Source organism: Enterobacter sp. S-33 (assembly GCF_028735835.1).
GTDB classification, from domain to species: Bacteria; Pseudomonadota; Gammaproteobacteria; order Enterobacterales; family Enterobacteriaceae; genus Enterobacter; species Enterobacter vonholyi.
The window spans coordinates 4,048,291-4,064,400 of the sequence record NZ_CP117838.1 but is presented as its reverse complement, the minus strand read 5'-3'; the positions used below and the strand labels follow the sequence as shown (position 1 = coordinate 4,064,400).

Sequence of the window (16,110 nt, the reverse complement as noted above, 5' to 3'; positions counted from 1 at the left end):
AAGCCGGGATCGCCTCGCGCCACCCGGCAATAATTTCAAAAAGGGGCTTTAGCCCCTTTTTTGTCTGGAGAATTTATTATGGCGAAAGAATTTGGTCGCCCTCAGCGCGTAGCGCAGGAAATGCAGAAAGAGATCGCGCTCATTCTGCAACGTGAAATCAAAGACCCGCGCGTCGGCATGATGACCACCGTTTCCGGTGTCGAAATGTCCCGCGATTTGGCCTATGCAAAAGTGTTCGTTACTTTCCTGAACGATCAGGACGAAGCGGCAGTGAAAAACGGCATTAAAGCGCTGCAGGAAGCGTCTGGTTTCATCCGCTCTCTGCTCGGCAAGGCGATGCGCCTGCGTATCGTGCCTGAACTGACCTTCTTCTACGACAACTCGCTGGTTGAAGGTATGCGTATGTCCAACCTGGTGACCAGCGTGGTTAAACATGACGATGAGCGTCGTGTTAACCCGGCGGACGACAGCAAGGAGGACTGATGAGTCGTCCTCGTCGTCGTGGTCGCGACGTGCATGGTGTGCTGCTGCTGGATAAACCCCAGGGCGCTTCCAGCAACGACGTGCTGCAAAAAGTTAAGCGTATTTATAACGCCAACCGTGCGGGCCACACCGGCGCGCTCGATCCGCTGGCAACCGGCATGCTGCCGGTCTGCCTGGGAGAGGCAACAAAGTTTTCCCAGTACCTGCTCGACTCCGATAAGCGTTACCGCGTTATCGCTAAGCTGGGCCAGCGCACGGATACCTCCGACGCGGATGGTCAGGTGGTGGAAGAGCGCCCGGTGACGTTCAGCGCGGAACAGCTTGATGCTGCGCTGGAGAGTTTCCGTGGTGACACGATGCAGGTGCCGTCGATGTATTCGGCGCTGAAGTATCAGGGAAAAAAACTCTACGAATATGCGCGCCAGGGCATTGAAGTCCCGCGTGAAGCCCGTCCGATTACCGTGTATGAGCTGCTGTTTATTCGCCACGAAGGTGATGAGCTGGAGCTGGAAGTACACTGTTCGAAAGGGACCTATATTCGCACCATCATTGACGACCTCGGTGAAAAGCTGGGCTGCGGCGCGCATGTGATTTACCTGCGTCGTCTGGCGGTGAGCAAGTATCCGGTGGAGCGGATGGTGACCCTGGAACATCTGCGCGAGCTGTTAGAACAGGCGGAAGCGCAGGGGATCGCGCCGGCAGATTTGCTGGATCCACTGCTAATGCCGATGGACAGTCCGGCAGCGGACTTCCCGGTCGTTAATCTTCCTTTAACATCGTCCGTTTACTTTAAGAACGGCAACCCGGTTCGTACGGCGGAAGCACCGCTGGAAGGCCTGGTACGTGTGACCGAAGGTGACGAAGGGAAATTCATCGGTATGGGCGAAATGGATGGCGAAGGGCGCGTTGCGCCGCGTCGTCTGGTCGTCGAATATCCGGTCGACGCGTGACGGTGATAACGGCTCACCTTGCGATAAGCAGGGGAGACGAGTAGAATATCGCCGCTTAACGCCTGGTAAATTGTTTAACAATCTGCGGGGCGTACATGGGATCGCTGAATTAGAGATCGGCATCCTTACATTCTTTATACTTTGGAGTTTGAAAATGTCTCTAAGCGTTGAAGCTAAAGCTAAAATCGTTTCTGAGTTTGGTCGTGGTACTAACGACAGCGGTTCTACCGAAGTTCAGGTTGCACTGCTGACTGCACAGATTAACCACCTGCAGGGTCACTTTGCAGAGCACAAAAAAGATCACCACAGCCGTCGTGGTCTGCTGCGTATGGTTTCTCAGCGTCGTAAACTGCTCGACTACCTGAAACGTAAAGATGTTGCACGCTACACCGCGCTGATCGAGCGTCTGGGTCTGCGTCGCTAATTCTTGCGAGTTTCAGAAAAGGGGGCCTGATGGCCCCTTTTTTCAACCAGACGGCAGCAATTCACTGGAAACTATTGTATTGTTGCTATAAATGATCTTCATTGCAGAGGTTCGCGCGGCTAATGAGAGGCTTCACCCATGGGGGTGTTGGTTGTCATTAGTCGCGAGGATGCGAAGAAGGTCGGGTTAAAACGACAGCACACCGGTGGTGTGCTTTCAAACATTTAAGAAAGGACAGAACTTTGCTGAATCCGATCGTTCGTAAATTCCAGTATGGTCAACATACCGTCACGCTGGAAACCGGCATGATGGCTCGTCAGGCTACTGCTGCCGTTATGGTAAGCATGGATGACACCGCGGTATTCGTTACCGTTGTTGGCCAGAAAAAAGCTAAACCAGGTCAGGACTTCTTCCCGCTGACCGTTAACTACCAGGAGCGTACCTACGCTGCCGGTAAAATACCGGGTGGCTTCTTCCGTCGTGAAGGCCGTCCAAGTGAAGGCGAAACCCTGATCGCGCGTCTGATTGACCGCCCGGTTCGTCCGCTGTTCCCGGAAGGCTTCGTTAACGAAGTACAGGTTATCGCGACCGTTGTTTCCGTTAACCCACAGGTTAACCCGGACATCGTTGCCATGATTGGCGCATCCGCTGCCCTGTCACTGTCTGGTATTCCATTCAATGGCCCAATCGGTGCCGCGCGCGTTGGCTACATCAACGACCAGTACGTGTTGAACCCAACTCAGGAAGAGCTGAAAGAAAGTAAGCTGGACCTGGTTGTTGCGGGTACTGAAGCGGCGGTGCTGATGGTTGAATCCGAAGCTGAACTGCTGAGCGAAGACCAGATGCTGGGTGCTGTGGTCTTCGGCCATGACCAGCAGCAGATCGTTATCCAGAACATCAACGATCTGGTGAAAGAAGCCGGTAAACCACGTTGGGACTGGCAGCCAGAAGCGGCAAACGACGCGCTGAACGCACGCGTTGCAGCTCTGGCAGAATCTCGTCTGAGCGATGCGTACCGCATCACTGACAAGCAGGAGCGTTACGCTCAGGTTGACGTGATCAAATCTGAAGTAACCGCGACCCTGGTTGCCGAAGACGAAACGCTGGACGCTAACGAAATTGGCGAAATCCTGCACGCAATCGAGAAAAACGTTGTTCGTAGCCGCGTTCTGGCAGGCGAGCCGCGTATCGATGGCCGTGAAAAAGACATGATCCGCGGCCTGGACGTGCGTACTGGCGTTCTGCCACGTACTCACGGTTCCGCGCTGTTCACCCGTGGCGAAACGCAGGCGCTGGTTACCGCGACCCTGGGTACGGCACGTGACGCACAGATCATCGACGAACTGATGGGCGAGCGCACTGACAGCTTCCTGTTCCACTACAACTTCCCTCCGTACTCCGTAGGCGAAACCGGTATGGTTGGCTCGCCGAAGCGTCGTGAAATTGGTCACGGTCGTCTGGCGAAGCGCGGCGTGCTGGCAGTAATGCCAGAAGCAGACAAATTCCCGTACACCGTACGTGTGGTGTCTGAAATCACCGAATCCAACGGTTCCTCTTCCATGGCTTCCGTATGTGGTGCTTCTCTGGCGCTGATGGATGCAGGCGTGCCAATCAAAGCCGCCGTTGCGGGTATCGCAATGGGCCTGGTGAAAGAAGGCGACAACTTCGTTGTTCTGTCTGACATTCTGGGTGACGAAGACCACCTGGGTGATATGGACTTCAAAGTGGCGGGTTCCCGCGACGGTATCTCTGCGCTGCAGATGGATATCAAAATTGAAGGTATCACCAAAGAGATTATGCAGGTTGCTCTGAACCAGGCTAAAGGTGCGCGTCTGCACATCCTGGGCGTGATGGAACAGGCGATTAACGCGCCGCGTGGCGACATTTCTCAGTTCGCTCCACGTATCCACACCATCAAGATCAACCCAGACAAGATCAAAGATGTTATCGGTAAGGGCGGCTCCGTAATCCGTGCGCTGACCGAAGAGACTGGCACCACCATCGAAATCGAAGATGACGGTACTGTGAAGATCGCAGCAACCGACGGCGAGAAAGCGAAATTCGCGATCCGTCGCATCGAAGAAATCACTGCAGAGATCGAAGTGGGCCGCGTCTACGCAGGTAAAGTGACCCGTATCGTTGACTTTGGCGCGTTCGTTGCCATCGGTGGCGGTAAAGAAGGTCTGGTTCACATTTCTCAGATCGCTGACAAGCGCGTTGAGAAAGTGACCGATTACCTGCAGATGGGTCAGGAAGTACCGGTTAAAGTTCTGGAAGTTGATCGCCAGGGCCGTATCCGTCTGAGCATTAAAGAAGCAACCGAGCAGTCTCAGCCAGCTGCTGCGCCAGAAGCACAGGCAGCAGAACAGCAAGGCGAGTAAGTTGCCATTTGCCCTCCGCTTTGCGGAGGGCCTATTATCAGGCAGGACGCCTTGTTAAGCCGCCGGGGGACAGGACGTTCATCCAATAGTTGTCTTCGGGAGTGGGAAATGAAGCCTTTTTTGCGCTGGTGTTTCGTTGCGACAGCTTTAACGCTGGCAGGATGCAGCAACTCTGCCTGGCGTAAGAGCGAAGTCCTCGCAGTGCCATTGCAACCGACTTTGCAGCAAGAAGTGATTCTGGCACGCATGGAACAAATACTTGCCAGTCGGGCTTTAACCGATGAAGAACGCGCACAGCTTTTATATGAGCGCGGAGTGTTGTATGATAGTCTCGGTCTGAGGGCACTGGCGCGAAATGATTTTTCACAAGCGCTGGCTATCCGACCTGATATGCCTGAAGTATTCAATTACTTAGGCATTTATTTAACGCAGGCAGGCAATTTTGATGCTGCCTATGAAGCGTTTGATTCTGTACTTGAGCTTGATCCAACTTACAACTACGCGCACTTGAATCGCGGTATCGCATTGTATTACGGCGGTCGTGATAAGTTAGCGCAAGATGATCTGCTGGCGTTTTATCAAGACGATCCTAATGATCCTTTCCGTAGCCTGTGGCTTTACATCGTTGAGCGGAAGCTCGATGAGAAGCAGGCAAAAGAGGCACTGAAACAGCGCTTCGATAAATCGGACAAGGAACAGTGGGGATGGAACATTGTCGAGTTCTACCTGGGCAACATTAGCGAAGCAACGCTGATGGAACGCCTCAAGGCGGACGCAACGGATAACACCTCGCTCGCTGAGCATCTCAGTGAAACCAACTTCTATTTAGGTAAGTACTACCTAAGTCTGGGGGATATGGACAGCGCTACGGCACTGTTCAAATTAGCGGTTGCTAACAACGTACACAACTTCGTTGAGCACCGTTATGCATTGTTGGAATTATCGCTCTTGGGCCAGGAGCATGACGACCTGGCAGAATCGGACCAGCAATAGCTGACGACATAAACATCAGCCCGTAATCTTTTGATTGCCATCACCTTAACTGGTGAGGGCGTTGTTGTTCGTCAATACACCTACTTTGAGCCGGTTCACACTTTTCAATGAAAATTGCTAATCATTTTCACGATGAGCTAAGTAGACTGGCCGCCATTGACATTGAGGCACTCGTACTACATGGCTGAATTCGAAACCACTTTTGCAGATCTGGGCCTGAAGGCTCCTATCCTTGAAGCCCTTAACGATCTGGGTTACGAAAAACCATCTCCGATCCAGGCTGAGTGTATCCCACACCTGCTTTCTGGTCGTGACGTGCTGGGCATGGCCCAGACTGGTAGCGGTAAAACTGCAGCATTCTCGCTGCCGCTGCTGAACAACATTGATCCGGACCTGCGTGCACCGCAGATCCTCGTCCTGGCTCCAACCCGTGAACTGGCTGTTCAGGTTGCAGAAGCAATGACGGAATTCTCTAAACATATGCGCGGCGTAAACGTGGTAGCCCTGTACGGCGGCCAGCGTTATGACGTGCAGTTACGCGCCCTGCGCCAGGGTCCACAGATTGTTGTCGGTACGCCGGGCCGTCTGCTGGATCACCTGAAGCGCGGTACTCTGGACCTCTCTAAACTGAGCGGCCTGGTGCTGGATGAAGCAGATGAAATGCTGCGTATGGGCTTCATCGAAGACGTCGAAACCATCATGGCGCAGATCCCGGACGGTCATCAGACCGCGCTGTTCTCTGCCACCATGCCAGAAGCGATTCGTCGTATCACCAAACGCTTCATGAAAGATCCGCAGGAAGTGCGTATTCAGTCCAGCGTAACCACTCGCCCGGACATCAGCCAGAGCTACTGGTCTGTGTACGGCATGCGTAAAAACGAAGCGCTGGTACGTTTCCTGGAAGCGGAAGATTTTGATGCGGCGATTATTTTCGTTCGCACCAAAAACGCGACCCTGGAAGTGGCTGAAGCCCTGGAGCGTAGCGGCTATAACAGCGCAGCGCTGAACGGCGACATGAACCAGGCTCTGCGTGAGCAGACTCTGGAGCGTCTGAAAGACGGTCGTCTGGATATCCTGATTGCAACCGACGTGGCAGCACGTGGTCTGGACGTTGAGCGTATCAGCCTGGTTGTTAACTATGACATCCCGATGGATTCCGAGTCTTACGTTCACCGTATCGGCCGTACCGGTCGTGCGGGTCGTGCTGGCCGTGCGCTGTTGTTCGTTGAGAACCGCGAGCGTCGTCTGCTGCGTAACATCGAACGCACCATGAAGCTGACCATTCCAGAAGCGGACCTGCCAAACGCAGAGCTGCTGGGCAAACGCCGTCTGGAAAAATTCGCCGCTAAAGTACAGCAGCAGCTGGAAAGCAGCGATCTGGATCAGTACCGTGCGCTGCTGTCGCAGATTCAGCCTGTTGCTGAAGGCGAAGAGCTGGACATGGAAACCCTGGCCGCAGCACTGCTGAAAATGGCTCAGGGCGAACGTAGCCTGATCGTGCCACCAGATGCACCGATGCGTCCTAAGCGTGAATTCCGTGACCGTGACGATCGCTTCGAACGTCGTGGCGACCGTAACGATCGTGGCCCACGTGGTGACCGTCCAGAGCGTGGTGGTGAAGACCGTCCACGTCGTGAACGTCGCGACGCAGGTGACATGGAACTGTACCGCATTGAAGTGGGCCGTGATGATGGCGTTGAAGTTCGTCACATCGTTGGCGCGATCGCTAACGAAGGCGACATCAGCAGCCGTTACATTGGTAACATTAAGCTGTTCGCATCCCACTCTACTATCGAGCTGCCAAAAGGCATGCCGGGCGAAGTGCTGCAGCACTTTACGCGTACCCGCATCCTGAACAAGCCGATGAACATGCAGCTGCTGGGTGATGCGCAGCCACGTCCTGACCGTGGCGGCGAACGTCGTGGCGGTGGTCGCGGTTTCGGCGGTGAGCGTCGTGAAGGCGGTCGCAGCGAAGGTCGCGGTGGTGAAGGCCGTCGTTTCTCCGGCGAGCGCCGCGAAAGCCGTGGCCCGCGTCGTGAAGAAGGCACCAGCCGTCGTCGTTTCGGTGACGCGTAAGCCTTACGCTTCTGACGTAAAGTAAAATATACAGCCCCGATTCATGCGATCGGGGCTTTTTTTATTCCTTTTGTACTCTTGTACTGGTACAGTGCGTCACATTAAAATGCAGAACCGTATGATTGACTGGAGAAAAGGCTGTATGGCGACACTAACCACCACCCAAACGTCACCTTCGCTGCTTGGCGGCGTGGTGATCATCGGCGGAACCATTATAGGTGCCGGGATGTTCTCCCTGCCCGTGGTCATGTCCGGTGCGTGGTTCTTCTGGTCGCTGGCCGCGCTGGTCTTTACCTGGTTCTGTATGCTCCATTCCGGGCTGATGATCCTCGAGGCGAACCTGAACTACAGGATTGGCTCCAGTTTCGACACCATCACCAAAGATCTGCTGGGCAAAGGCTGGAATCTGGTGAACGGGCTCTCCATCGCGTTTGTGCTGTATATCCTCACCTACGCGTATATTTCAGCGAGCGGCTCGATTCTGCATCACACCTTCTCGGAGATGTCGCTGAACGTTCCGGCGCGTCTGGCGGGGCTATGTTTCGCGCTGGCTGTGGCGTTTATCGTCTGGATGAGTACCAAAGCGGTGAGTCGTATGACGGCAATCGTACTGGGCGCGAAGGTCATCACCTTCTTCCTGACCTTCGGCAGTCTGTTGGGGCACGTGACGCCCGCCACGCTGTTTAACGTCGCCGAAGTGAACACCTCCTACACGCCTTACCTGCTGATGACCCTGCCGTTCTGTCTGGCGTCGTTCGGCTACCACGGTAACGTGCCGAGCCTGATGAAGTACTACGGCAAAGATCCGCGCACCATTGTGAAGTGTCTGGTCTACGGCACGCTGCTGGCGCTGGGGCTGTATGTGATTTGGCTGCTGGGGACGATGGGCAACATCCCGCGTCCGGAATTTATCGGCATTGCCCAGAAGGGCGGTAACATTGACGTGCTGGTGCAGGCGCTGAGCGGCGTGCTGAACAGCCGCAGCCTGGATCTGCTGCTGGTTATTTTCTCTAACTTTGCGGTGGCGAGCTCTTTCCTCGGCGTGACGCTGGGCCTGTTTGACTACCTGGCGGATCTGTTTGGCTTTGATGATTCTGCGATGGGGCGCTTCAAAACCGCGCTGCTGACCTTCCTGCCGCCGATTGTGGGCGGCCTGCTGTGGCCGAACGGTTTCCTGTACGCCATCGGCTATGCAGGGCTGGCGGCAACCATCTGGGCGGCAATTGTGCCCGCGCTGCTGGCACGTAAATCACGTAAACGCTTCGGCAGCCCGAAATTTCGCGTCTGGGGCGGCAAGCCGATGATTGCACTGATCCTGGTGTTTGGGGTAGGTAACGCACTGGTCCACGTGCTGTCGACTTTTAACCTGCTGCCTGTCTATCAGTAAACGCAAAGCCCGGTGGCGCTACGCTTACCGGGCCTACAGGGATCGCGTAGGCCGGATAAGGCGAAGCCGCCATCCGGCAAAAACCTACCCCACCAGCTCCTCTTTCACCTGCATCGCCAGCTCAAACGAGTGCAAACGCGCCTGGTGATCGAAAATCTGGCCGTTAACCATAATTTCATCCGCCTGCGTTTCGCGCAGCACAGCCTCCAGCCCGTGACGCACTTTCGCTTTATCGCCTACCAGCGACATGCTCAGCGCCTGCTGCACGCCATACTGTTCGGAGGCTGACCACAGCTGATGCATATTCTCCACCGGTGGCGGAAGCTGGCCCGTTTCACCGCGACGCAGCTTCACAAACGCCTGCTGCATGGAGGTAAACAGGAATTCCGCGTCGCGATTGCTGTCGGCGGCAACGATGTTGATACACACCATCGCGTACGGCTTCTCCAGACGCTCGGACGGTTTGAAGTTCGTGCGGTAGAGATGCAGCGCCTGATGCAGCATATCCGGCGCGAAGTGCGAGGCAAATGCAAACGGTAGCCCCAGTTGGGCGGCAAGCTGCGCGCTGTAGAGGCTCGAGCCCAGCAGCCACACCGGGATCTTCTCGCCGTAGCCCGGTACCGGACGCACGTGCGGGTTCGGATCGCGCGCGTCGAACCAGTCCACCAGTTCGGCCACGTCGCGCGGGAAGTTGTCGATATCGCCGCTCATATGGCGACGCAGGGCACGCATAGTCGGCTGGTCGCTGCCCGGCGCACGGCCAAGCCCTAAATCGATACGGCCCGGATAGAGGGTATTCAGGGTGCCAAACTGCTCGGCGATCACCAGAGGAGCGTGGTTTGGCAGCATCACGCCGCCGGATCCCAGGTGCAGTGTGGTAGTGTTTGCCGCCAGATAACCAATCAGTACCGAGGTGGCGGCGCTGGCGATGCCCACCATGTTGTGGTGTTCGGCCAGCCAGTAGCGGTGATAGCCACGCTTTTCGGCCAGCTGAGCCAGATCCAGAGAGTGCGAAAAGGCTTCTCTTGCCGAGGAGCCTTGTGGGATCGGCGCCAGATCCAGCACCGAAAACGGAATGGTTTTGTCAGTCATAACAGCTCACTTTGTCGACGGTGAATCTTTAATACTGCATTAAAAAATGATAACCGTTGTTAACAAAGTGAGCCTTTTTTAGGCCTGAAGTTCCAGTCCTGCGAGCCGTCGCCAGTAGCCGTTACAGTCGCTGTTTGCCGTAAGCGGCAGCGGAGCAGCACCGTTTTCGTTGGCGCGGAAGGCATCCAGCATCGAAAACACGCCGTTATCGAGCGGTGACAGGCGCACCATATCCACCAGCCCGTCCATAGACGCCAGCTCGTTGCCGAGGTTATAGACATAGCCGCTCATGGTCTGAATGCCGTTGAGAACAAACACCTGCTGATTCTCCTGGGACAGCATGCTGCGTCCGTTTGGGTACTTAATACAGCAGGTTTCGCACTCGTCTTTTGGACGGTCTTCCGAGCGTGCGGTAAAGCAGCGGGCGGAATAGGCCAGCGGCAGATGCCCGTAGCTCAGCACTTCCACTTCAAACTTGTTACGAATGCCCAACTCTTCGCACTGGGTCAGCAGGTTTGCCAGCCAGTCGCGGGAGAGCTCAACAGGCATACACCAGCGCGTCATCCCCTGTTTGAGCAGCAGGCGCAGGGTCACGGCGTTATAACAGTTCAGGGCATGGCCCGCGACAAACGGCAGCCTGCGTTCGGCGCACATGTTCACCACGCCGAGATCGCTCGCCTCCAGCAGGAACTCGCCGTTCTCTACGTAGCGTTTCAGCTCGCCCAGTTCAGAAGAGGCCTGCACCAGCGCGAGCGTGGAGAGCACGACCTGTTTGCCGCTGCCGGCCAGGTTTTTCGCCATATCAAGCCAGTCGCCCACTTTGGTGGCGCGGCGTTTGCTACACACCGCTTCGCCGAGGTAAATCACATCGGCGCTGCTGGAGGCAGCCTGTTGGTAAAAATCTTCCAGCGTCTCTTTTGGCCAGTAGTAAAGCACCGGCCCTAATGAATATTTCATGATTTTCTCACTGCCATTTACGGTGATACGCGCCCAGCGTGGTTTGCGTGCCTTCGGACATCGATCCGAGCGTTTCCATCCAGGCCTGCTGCGGGGCGTAGTTCTGCGGGTCCGCCATGCAGCGGTCGATGGCCTGACGCCACACTTTCGCCACCTGGCTCACGTAGGCCGGGCTGCGCTGACGACCTTCGATTTTCACCGAGGCAATATTGGCCGCCAGCAGTTCAGGCAGCAGCTCGAGCGTATTAAGGCTGGTAGGCTCTTCGAGCGCGTGGTAGCGCTCGCCGTCGACCAGATAGCGGCCTTTACACAGCGTCGGATAACCGGCGTTTTCACCATCCTGATAGCGGTCAATCAGCACCTCATTCAGACGAGATTCCAGCCCCTGCGGCGTTTGTTGCCAGCGAACGAAGCGGGCAGGGGAGCAGGCCCCGACGGTATTCGGCGACTCGCCGGTCAAATACGAGGAAAGATAGCAACGGCCTTCGGCCATAATGCACAGGCTGCCAAAGGCAAAAACTTCCAGCGGCACTGGCGTGACGCGCGCGAGTTGCTTAACCTGATGAATAGAGAGCACGCGCGGCAGCACCACGCGGGCTACGTCAAAGTTTCGGTGATAAAATCGTACGGCCTCCTCGTTGGTGGCAGATGCCTGAACAGAGACGTGGCGCTCAATATGGGGATAGCGTTCTGCCGCATACTCAAGCATGGCGAGGTCGGCCAGAATCAGCGCATCGGCACCCAGCTGTGCCGCCATATCCACCGCGCGCTGCCAGCGGGCGTAGCCGTCAGGATGAGCAAAGGTATTGATGGCGATATGCAGCTTGCGGCGGTGCTGGTGAACGAAGTTAACGGCTTCCTGAAGCTTTTTCTCCGTAAAGTTGAGGCCGGCAAAATGGCGGGCGTTGGTGTCATCTTTCAGCCCGATATAGACCGCATCGGCCCCATTTTCGATGGCCGCCTTAAGCGCCGGAAGATTTCCGGCTGGGCAGAGCAGCTCCATAATTTATCCTGATGTTGTCGATCGCAAAAATGTTAACGAGCTGGGATTTTAATTAACCCATACGCGACAATTTTTGATTTAAGGCAGCTAATGGCGTATTGATGGCACCAATAATGAGGTACGACGGACGATGGTTTGTTGATTTACGCCGCTATGTTGCGCTTCGGATATGGCAAAATAGCAGGACTATAGATATCAGGGAGTAAAGCTCGTGCTGGATAAACTGCGTTCACGTCTCGTACAATTTGGTCCGTCAATGCTGAGCGTGCCGGTCAAGCTGGCGCCGTTCGCGCTTAAACGCCAGGTGCTGGAGCAGGTCCTGAGCTGGCAGTTCCGCCAGGCGCTGCAGGATGGCGAGCTGGAGTTCCTGGAAGGCCGCTGGTTAAGCATTGAGGTGCGTGACATCGGGCTGCGCTGGTTTACCTCCGTTGAGAATGACCAGCTCATCGTCCGCGAAACCGCCGAGGCGGACGTGAGCTTTAGCGCCAACGCCAGCGATCTGCTGATGATCGCCGCGCGCAAGCAGGATCCGGACACGCTCTTCTTCCAGCGCCGTCTGGTGATTGAAGGCGACACGGAGCTGGGCCTGTACGTGAAGAATTTAATGGATGCCATTGAGCTGGAGCAGATGCCGAAAGCGCTGCGCGTGATGCTAATGCAAATGGCAGATTTCGTTGAGGCCGGGCTGAAAACCCCGCCGGACGGTAAACACACTTCAGTAGGTGAGCCATGCTGATTCGAGTCGAAATTGGGATTGATGCGCCGGGGATCGATGCGTTGTTGCGCCGAGCCTTTACGAGCGATGCCGAAGCCCAACTGGTCCACGATCTTCGCGAAGACGGCCTGATTACGCTGGGGCTGGTTGCCACCGATGATGAAGGTCAGGTGGTGGGCTATGTTGCCTTCAGTCCGGTAACCGTTCAGGGCGAAGAGCTGCAGTGGGTAGGCATGGCGCCGCTGGCGGTGGATGAAAACTATCGCGGGCAAGGGCTGGCGCGTCAGATGGTCTATGAAGGGCTGGATTCGCTCAATGAGTTCGGCTATGCGGCCGTGGTAACGCTGGGCGATCCGGCGTTCTATGGCCGTTTAGGCTTCGAGCAGGCCGCGCGTTACGATCTGCGCTGCCGCTGGCCGGGTACGGAATCCGCTTTCCAGGTACACCGTCTGGCGGACGACGCGCTTAACGGCGTCAATGGCCTGGTCGAGTACCACGACCATTTCAACCGCTTTTAATCAGGCTCTCGCGTAGCGCCTCAAAGGAGCCGTCTCCGGTCACGAGGCGCTCTTTCTGGCGCTTCGTCAGCTGCTTGATGCGGTATTCCAGCCTGAGCGCCAGCGATCGGTCACCGACGGGCGCCGAAAAGGCGAGCTGTAATTCCCCTTTCCCCCGCAGCGCTTTTGCCCCTTTCCCCGTTTGATGTTGTAAAAAACGCCGCGCCACATCGGTGGTGATCCCGGTGTAGAGTGCGTTATCAGCGGTTCGGACAAGATAGAGAAACCAGCACACGGTAAACAGATTCAGTATGTTAAGGTGAACGCACCATAGCATGAGAGAGAACGAAAATGGAAACACTGGCAGCCATCAACCGCTGGCTGGCGAAGCAGCACGTCGTCACCTGGTGCGTCTACAGCGAGGGTGAGATGTGGTGCGCAAACGCGTTTTACTACTACGATCCGGAGCGCGTCGCGTTTTATGTCATGAGTGAAGACAAAACGCGTCATGCGCAGATGACCGGCCAGCAGGCTAAGGTCGCGGGCACGGTGAACGGCCAGCCGAAAACGGTCGCGCTGATCCGCGGCGTGCAGTTTAAAGGGGAGATCCGTCGTCTGGACGGAGAAGAGAGCAACGCGCGTCGTAAGCACTACACGCGCCGCTTTCCGGTTGCCGCTGCGCTAAAAGCCCCGGTGTGGGAAATCCGCCTCGATGAGCTGAAATTTACCGACAACACCCTGGGCTTTGGCAAGAAGCTGCACTGGCTACGCGCCGAGCAGGCGTAGCGCTTCGCGATTAAACGCCGGGAGATCGTCCGGAGTCCGGCTGGTGATCAGCTGGTCTTTGTCGTTGACCACCTCCTGATCGTAAAACTCAGCACCCGCGTTTTTGAGATCGATAACGATCGGTTTCACCGCCGTGAGCTTACGCCCGCGGACCACTTCTGCGCTGATGAGCAACTGCGGGCCGTGGCAGATGGCAAAGACCGGTTTGCCGGTAGAAACAAAGTCCCGGGTAAAGGTCACGAAACGCTCGTCCCCGCGCAGGGAATCCGGTGAATGGCCGCCGGGTAACAGCAGGGCGTCGAAATCTGAGGGGCTAACGTTATCGATGGTCTCGTCGATGGTCACGCTGGCCTCGCCCTTATGGCCTGTCACCGTTTTGCCCGCCTCTTTTTCAATGGTGATGACCTCATGTCCCGCCTTGCGGAACGCCTCTGCAGGAGAGGTGAATTCTGAATCTTCAAACTCGTCGGTAATCAAGACTGCGATTTTCTTGCCCATGCTTCCTCCGTTGTTTTGGCTTCAGACTGATTTTTCTCCGCTTGTGGTAAATACTTACCTGTAACAGACTTCTAAGTGTGGTCGACGACGCTGAGTTCGCAAACGGACAATTCTGTAAAGGGGATAAGATGAGTCAGGTATTGATTACGGGTGCTACCGGGCTAGTGGGCGATCACCTGCTGCGGCTGCTGATTCAGGATCGCCGCGTGAACTACATCGCCGCCCCGACGCGTCGACCGCTGGCGGACATCTCCGGCGTCTTTAACCCGCACGATCCTCAGCTGACGGATGCGCTGGCGCAGGTGCAGGACCCGATTGATATCGCCTTTTGCTGTCTGGGCACCACGCGGCGGGAGGCGGGGAGCAAAGAGGCATTTATCCACGCCGACTACACGCTGGTGGTGGACACCGCGCTCACGGCGAAAAAGCTGGGGGCCAGACATTTTCTGGTGGTCAGCGCGCTGGGCGCCAGTGCCGGATCGCCTTTCTTCTACAACAAGGTGAAGGGCAAGATGGAGGATGCGCTGATTGCGCAGAAATGGGAGCAACTGACGATTGTGCGCCCCTCAATGCTGATCGGCCACCGGGACGAGCGCCGCTTTAACGAGTCGATCATGGCCCCGCTGTTTCGCATCCTTCCCGGCAACTGGAAAGCCATCGAGGCGCGGGACGTCGCGCGTGCGCTGTTAAAAGAGGGACTGGCCCCGTCGAAAGCGGGCGTAAACATTATCCCTTCGGCAAAACTGCGTGAAATCGCGCAGGGCGAGGCGTAAACTCCCCCGGCTAATTACTCATACTCTCCGGGGAATGCTATGACTGGTCAGTCTTCATCTCAGGCGGCAACACCTGTTCAATGGTGGAAGCCCGCACTCTTCTTTCTCGTGGTCATTGTTGGCCTCTGGTACGTGAAATGGCAGCCGTACTACGGTAAAGCCTTCACCGCCGCCGAAACGCACAGCATCGGTAAATCTATTCTCGCTCAGGCTGATGCCAGCCCGCTTCAGGCGGCGTGGGACTATGCCATGGTCTACTTTCTTGCCGTCTGGAAGGCCGCGGTCTTAGGCGTGATCCTGGGCTCACTGATTCAGGTGCTGATCCCGCGCAACTGGCTGGTGAAAACCCTTGGACAGCCGCGCTTTCAGGGTACGCTGCTGGGAACGATCTTCTCCCTGCCGGGGATGATGTGCTCCTGTTGCGCCGCGCCTGTGGCTGCTGGAATGCGTCGCCAGCGCGTGTCGATGGGCGGCGCGCTGGCGTTCTGGATGGGCAACCCGCTGCTCAACCCGGCAACGCTGATGTTTATGGGCTTTGTACTGGGCTGGCATTTTGCGTTCATTCGTCTGGTGGCCGGACTGCTGACCGTGCTGGTGGTGGCGACGCTGGTGCAGAATCTGGTGAAGGATAAGGCGCCAGAGTCCGCGTCTGTTGAGCTGGACGTTAGCGAGCCGCAGGGCGGTTTCTTCGCACGCTGGGGCAAGGCGCTATGGCAGCTTTTCTGGAGCACCATCCCGGTCTATATCCTGGCGGTACTGGTTCTCGGGGCGGCGCGCGTCTGGCTCTTCCCGCATGCGGATGGCGCTATCGATAACACGCTGTTGTGGGTCATTGCGATGGCCGTTGCAGGCTGCCTGTTTGTGATCCCTACAGCCGCAGAAATTCCCATTGTTCAGACCATGATGCTGGCCGGTATGGGCACCGCGCCGGCGCTGGCATTGCTCATCACGCTGCCTGCCATCAGCCTGCCGTCGCTGATTATGCTGCGTAAGTCATTCCCGGCGAAAGCGCTGTGGCTGACCGCAGGGCTAGTGGCGTTGAGCGGGGTGATAGTGGGGAGTATTGCGTTGATGTGAAAAAAAGCCCGGTGGCGC

At 56.5% G+C, this 16,110-nt stretch carries 18 protein-coding genes; 13 read left to right on the top strand and 5 right to left on the bottom strand.

The features are described from left to right. Window positions 1-78: 78 nt before the first annotated feature. From rbfA to mtr, 8 genes are all read left to right on the top strand, one after another. Window positions 79-483 carry a 30S ribosome-binding factor RbfA gene (rbfA, locus tag PUP35_RS19280; RefSeq protein WP_003024988.1) on the top strand — a complete coding sequence of 135 codons (405 nt, stop codon included), beginning with the start codon at window positions 79-81 and terminating at the stop codon, window positions 481-483. Further along, window positions 483-1,433, top strand: coding sequence for a tRNA pseudouridine(55) synthase TruB (gene truB, locus PUP35_RS19275; protein WP_115876345.1), 951 nt, complete (start codon window positions 483-485; stop codon window positions 1,431-1,433). Before rbfA ends, truB begins: the two co-directional genes overlap by 1 nt. A gap of 154 nt (window positions 1,434-1,587) precedes the next feature. Beyond that, complete coding sequence (gene rpsO, locus PUP35_RS19270) at window positions 1,588-1,857, top strand: 30S ribosomal protein S15 (RefSeq protein ID WP_003861789.1); 270 nt, start codon at window positions 1,588-1,590, stop codon at window positions 1,855-1,857. Between the two features lie 242 nt (window positions 1,858-2,099). Continuing rightward, window positions 2,100-4,238 carry a polyribonucleotide nucleotidyltransferase gene (gene pnp, locus PUP35_RS19265; protein WP_111964960.1) on the top strand — a complete coding sequence of 713 codons (2,139 nt, stop codon included), beginning with the start codon at window positions 2,100-2,102 and terminating at the stop codon, window positions 4,236-4,238. Window positions 4,239-4,346: 108 nt separating this feature from the next. After that, complete coding sequence (nlpI, locus tag PUP35_RS19260; protein ID WP_023309331.1) at window positions 4,347-5,231, top strand: lipoprotein NlpI; 885 nt, start codon at window positions 4,347-4,349, stop codon at window positions 5,229-5,231. A gap of 107 nt (window positions 5,232-5,338) precedes the next feature. Next, window positions 5,339-5,419 carry a protein YrbN gene (yrbN, locus tag PUP35_RS22065; protein WP_100122156.1) on the top strand — a complete coding sequence of 27 codons (81 nt, stop codon included), beginning with the start codon at window positions 5,339-5,341 and terminating at the stop codon, window positions 5,417-5,419. Beyond that, a complete protein-coding gene (locus PUP35_RS19255; RefSeq protein WP_111964959.1) occupies window positions 5,412-7,307 on the top strand; it encodes a DEAD/DEAH family ATP-dependent RNA helicase in 1,896 nt (631 codons plus the stop codon). Before yrbN ends, PUP35_RS19255 begins: the two co-directional genes overlap by 8 nt. A 142-nt stretch (window positions 7,308-7,449) precedes the next feature. Further along, complete coding sequence (gene mtr / locus PUP35_RS19250) at window positions 7,450-8,694, top strand: tryptophan permease (protein ID WP_115876390.1); 1,245 nt, start codon at window positions 7,450-7,452, stop codon at window positions 8,692-8,694. A gap of 84 nt (window positions 8,695-8,778) precedes the next feature. On the opposite strand, the gene PUP35_RS19245 is transcribed toward mtr, so the two are convergent. The 3 genes from PUP35_RS19245 to ubiU form a co-directional block, all read right to left on the bottom strand. Continuing rightward, the gene (locus PUP35_RS19245; RefSeq protein ID WP_248174971.1) at window positions 8,779-9,786 is read right to left on the bottom strand and encodes a luciferase-like monooxygenase; all 1,008 of its coding nucleotides are present in this window, start codon (window positions 9,784-9,786) and stop codon (window positions 8,779-8,781) included. Window positions 9,787-9,864: 78 nt separating this feature from the next. Further along, a complete protein-coding gene (locus tag PUP35_RS19240; RefSeq protein ID WP_115876343.1) occupies window positions 9,865-10,743 on the bottom strand; it encodes a U32 family peptidase in 879 nt (292 codons plus the stop codon). A 7-nt stretch (window positions 10,744-10,750) separates the two neighbouring features. Continuing rightward, window positions 10,751-11,746 (bottom strand): ubiquinone anaerobic biosynthesis protein UbiU, encoded by a 996-nt coding sequence (ubiU, locus tag PUP35_RS19235; RefSeq protein ID WP_021242249.1) that lies wholly within the window; start codon window positions 11,744-11,746, stop codon window positions 10,751-10,753. 211 nt (window positions 11,747-11,957) lie between these two features. Between ubiU and ubiT the strand changes: the two genes are divergently transcribed. Both ubiT and PUP35_RS19225 read left to right on the top strand, forming a co-directional pair. After that, a complete protein-coding gene (ubiT, locus tag PUP35_RS19230; RefSeq protein ID WP_024906374.1) occupies window positions 11,958-12,482 on the top strand; it encodes a ubiquinone anaerobic biosynthesis accessory factor UbiT in 525 nt (174 codons plus the stop codon). Continuing rightward, window positions 12,476-12,979, top strand: a complete 504-nt coding sequence (locus tag PUP35_RS19225) for a GNAT family N-acetyltransferase (protein WP_115876342.1) — start codon at window positions 12,476-12,478, stop codon at window positions 12,977-12,979. The genes ubiT and PUP35_RS19225 overlap by 7 nt, the downstream gene beginning before the upstream one ends. Here PUP35_RS19225 and PUP35_RS19220 read toward each other — a convergent pair. Next, entirely contained in the window at window positions 12,966-13,295 is a 330-nt protein-coding gene (locus PUP35_RS19220; RefSeq protein WP_115876341.1) for a GIY-YIG nuclease family protein, read from the bottom strand. The genes PUP35_RS19225 and PUP35_RS19220 overlap by 14 nt on opposite strands. A 14-nt stretch (window positions 13,296-13,309) precedes the next feature. Between PUP35_RS19220 and PUP35_RS19215 the strand changes: the two genes are divergently transcribed. Continuing rightward, the gene (locus PUP35_RS19215; RefSeq protein WP_274240958.1) at window positions 13,310-13,744 is read left to right on the top strand and encodes a YhbP family protein; all 435 of its coding nucleotides are present in this window, start codon (window positions 13,310-13,312) and stop codon (window positions 13,742-13,744) included. Here PUP35_RS19215 and PUP35_RS19210 read toward each other — a convergent pair. After that, a complete protein-coding gene (locus tag PUP35_RS19210) occupies window positions 13,724-14,242 on the bottom strand; it encodes a type 1 glutamine amidotransferase domain-containing protein (RefSeq protein WP_115876340.1) in 519 nt (172 codons plus the stop codon). The two genes, PUP35_RS19215 and PUP35_RS19210, sit on opposite strands and share 21 nt — an antisense overlap. Window positions 14,243-14,370: 128 nt before the next feature. Here PUP35_RS19210 and PUP35_RS19205 point away from each other — a divergent pair, with 128 nt between their 5' ends. Next, the gene (locus PUP35_RS19205; protein ID WP_111964952.1) at window positions 14,371-15,015 is read left to right on the top strand and encodes an NAD(P)H-binding protein; all 645 of its coding nucleotides are present in this window, start codon (window positions 14,371-14,373) and stop codon (window positions 15,013-15,015) included. A gap of 39 nt (window positions 15,016-15,054) precedes the next feature. After that, window positions 15,055-16,092, top strand: a complete 1,038-nt coding sequence (locus PUP35_RS19200; RefSeq protein ID WP_143345580.1) for a permease — start codon at window positions 15,055-15,057, stop codon at window positions 16,090-16,092. Window positions 16,093-16,110: the final 18 nt, after the last annotated feature.

What these genes read in the sequence shown, in the direction of transcription:
- rpsO (WP_003861789.1), top strand. Translation starts at nt 1,588, where the DNA reads ATGTCTCTAAGCGTTGAAGCTAAAGCTAAAATCGTTTCTGAGTTTGGT.
- PUP35_RS19215 (WP_274240958.1), top strand. Translation starts at nt 13,310, where the DNA reads ATGGAAACACTGGCAGCCATCAACCGCTGGCTGGCGAAGCAGCACGTC.
- rbfA (WP_003024988.1), top strand. Translation starts at nt 79, where the DNA reads ATGGCGAAAGAATTTGGTCGCCCTCAGCGCGTAGCGCAGGAAATGCAG.
- PUP35_RS19200 (WP_143345580.1), top strand. Translation starts at nt 15,055, where the DNA reads ATGACTGGTCAGTCTTCATCTCAGGCGGCAACACCTGTTCAATGGTGG.
- PUP35_RS19255 (WP_111964959.1), top strand. Translation starts at nt 5,412, where the DNA reads ATGGCTGAATTCGAAACCACTTTTGCAGATCTGGGCCTGAAGGCTCCT.
- PUP35_RS19225 (WP_115876342.1), top strand. Translation starts at nt 12,476, where the DNA reads ATGCTGATTCGAGTCGAAATTGGGATTGATGCGCCGGGGATCGATGCG.
- yrbN (WP_100122156.1), top strand. Translation starts at nt 5,339, where the DNA reads ATGAAAATTGCTAATCATTTTCACGATGAGCTAAGTAGACTGGCCGCC.
- PUP35_RS19210 (WP_115876340.1), bottom strand. Translation starts at nt 14,242, where the DNA reads ATGGGCAAGAAAATCGCAGTCTTGATTACCGACGAGTTTGAAGATTCA.
- ubiU (WP_021242249.1), bottom strand. Translation starts at nt 11,746, where the DNA reads ATGGAGCTGCTCTGCCCAGCCGGAAATCTTCCGGCGCTTAAGGCGGCC.
- PUP35_RS19220 (WP_115876341.1), bottom strand. Translation starts at nt 13,295, where the DNA reads ATGCTATGGTGCGTTCACCTTAACATACTGAATCTGTTTACCGTGTGC.
- mtr (WP_115876390.1), top strand. Translation starts at nt 7,450, where the DNA reads ATGGCGACACTAACCACCACCCAAACGTCACCTTCGCTGCTTGGCGGC.
- truB (WP_115876345.1), top strand. Translation starts at nt 483, where the DNA reads ATGAGTCGTCCTCGTCGTCGTGGTCGCGACGTGCATGGTGTGCTGCTG.
- PUP35_RS19240 (WP_115876343.1), bottom strand. Translation starts at nt 10,743, where the DNA reads ATGAAATATTCATTAGGGCCGGTGCTTTACTACTGGCCAAAAGAGACG.
- nlpI (WP_023309331.1), top strand. Translation starts at nt 4,347, where the DNA reads ATGAAGCCTTTTTTGCGCTGGTGTTTCGTTGCGACAGCTTTAACGCTG.
- PUP35_RS19205 (WP_111964952.1), top strand. Translation starts at nt 14,371, where the DNA reads ATGAGTCAGGTATTGATTACGGGTGCTACCGGGCTAGTGGGCGATCAC.
- PUP35_RS19245 (WP_248174971.1), bottom strand. Translation starts at nt 9,786, where the DNA reads ATGACTGACAAAACCATTCCGTTTTCGGTGCTGGATCTGGCGCCGATC.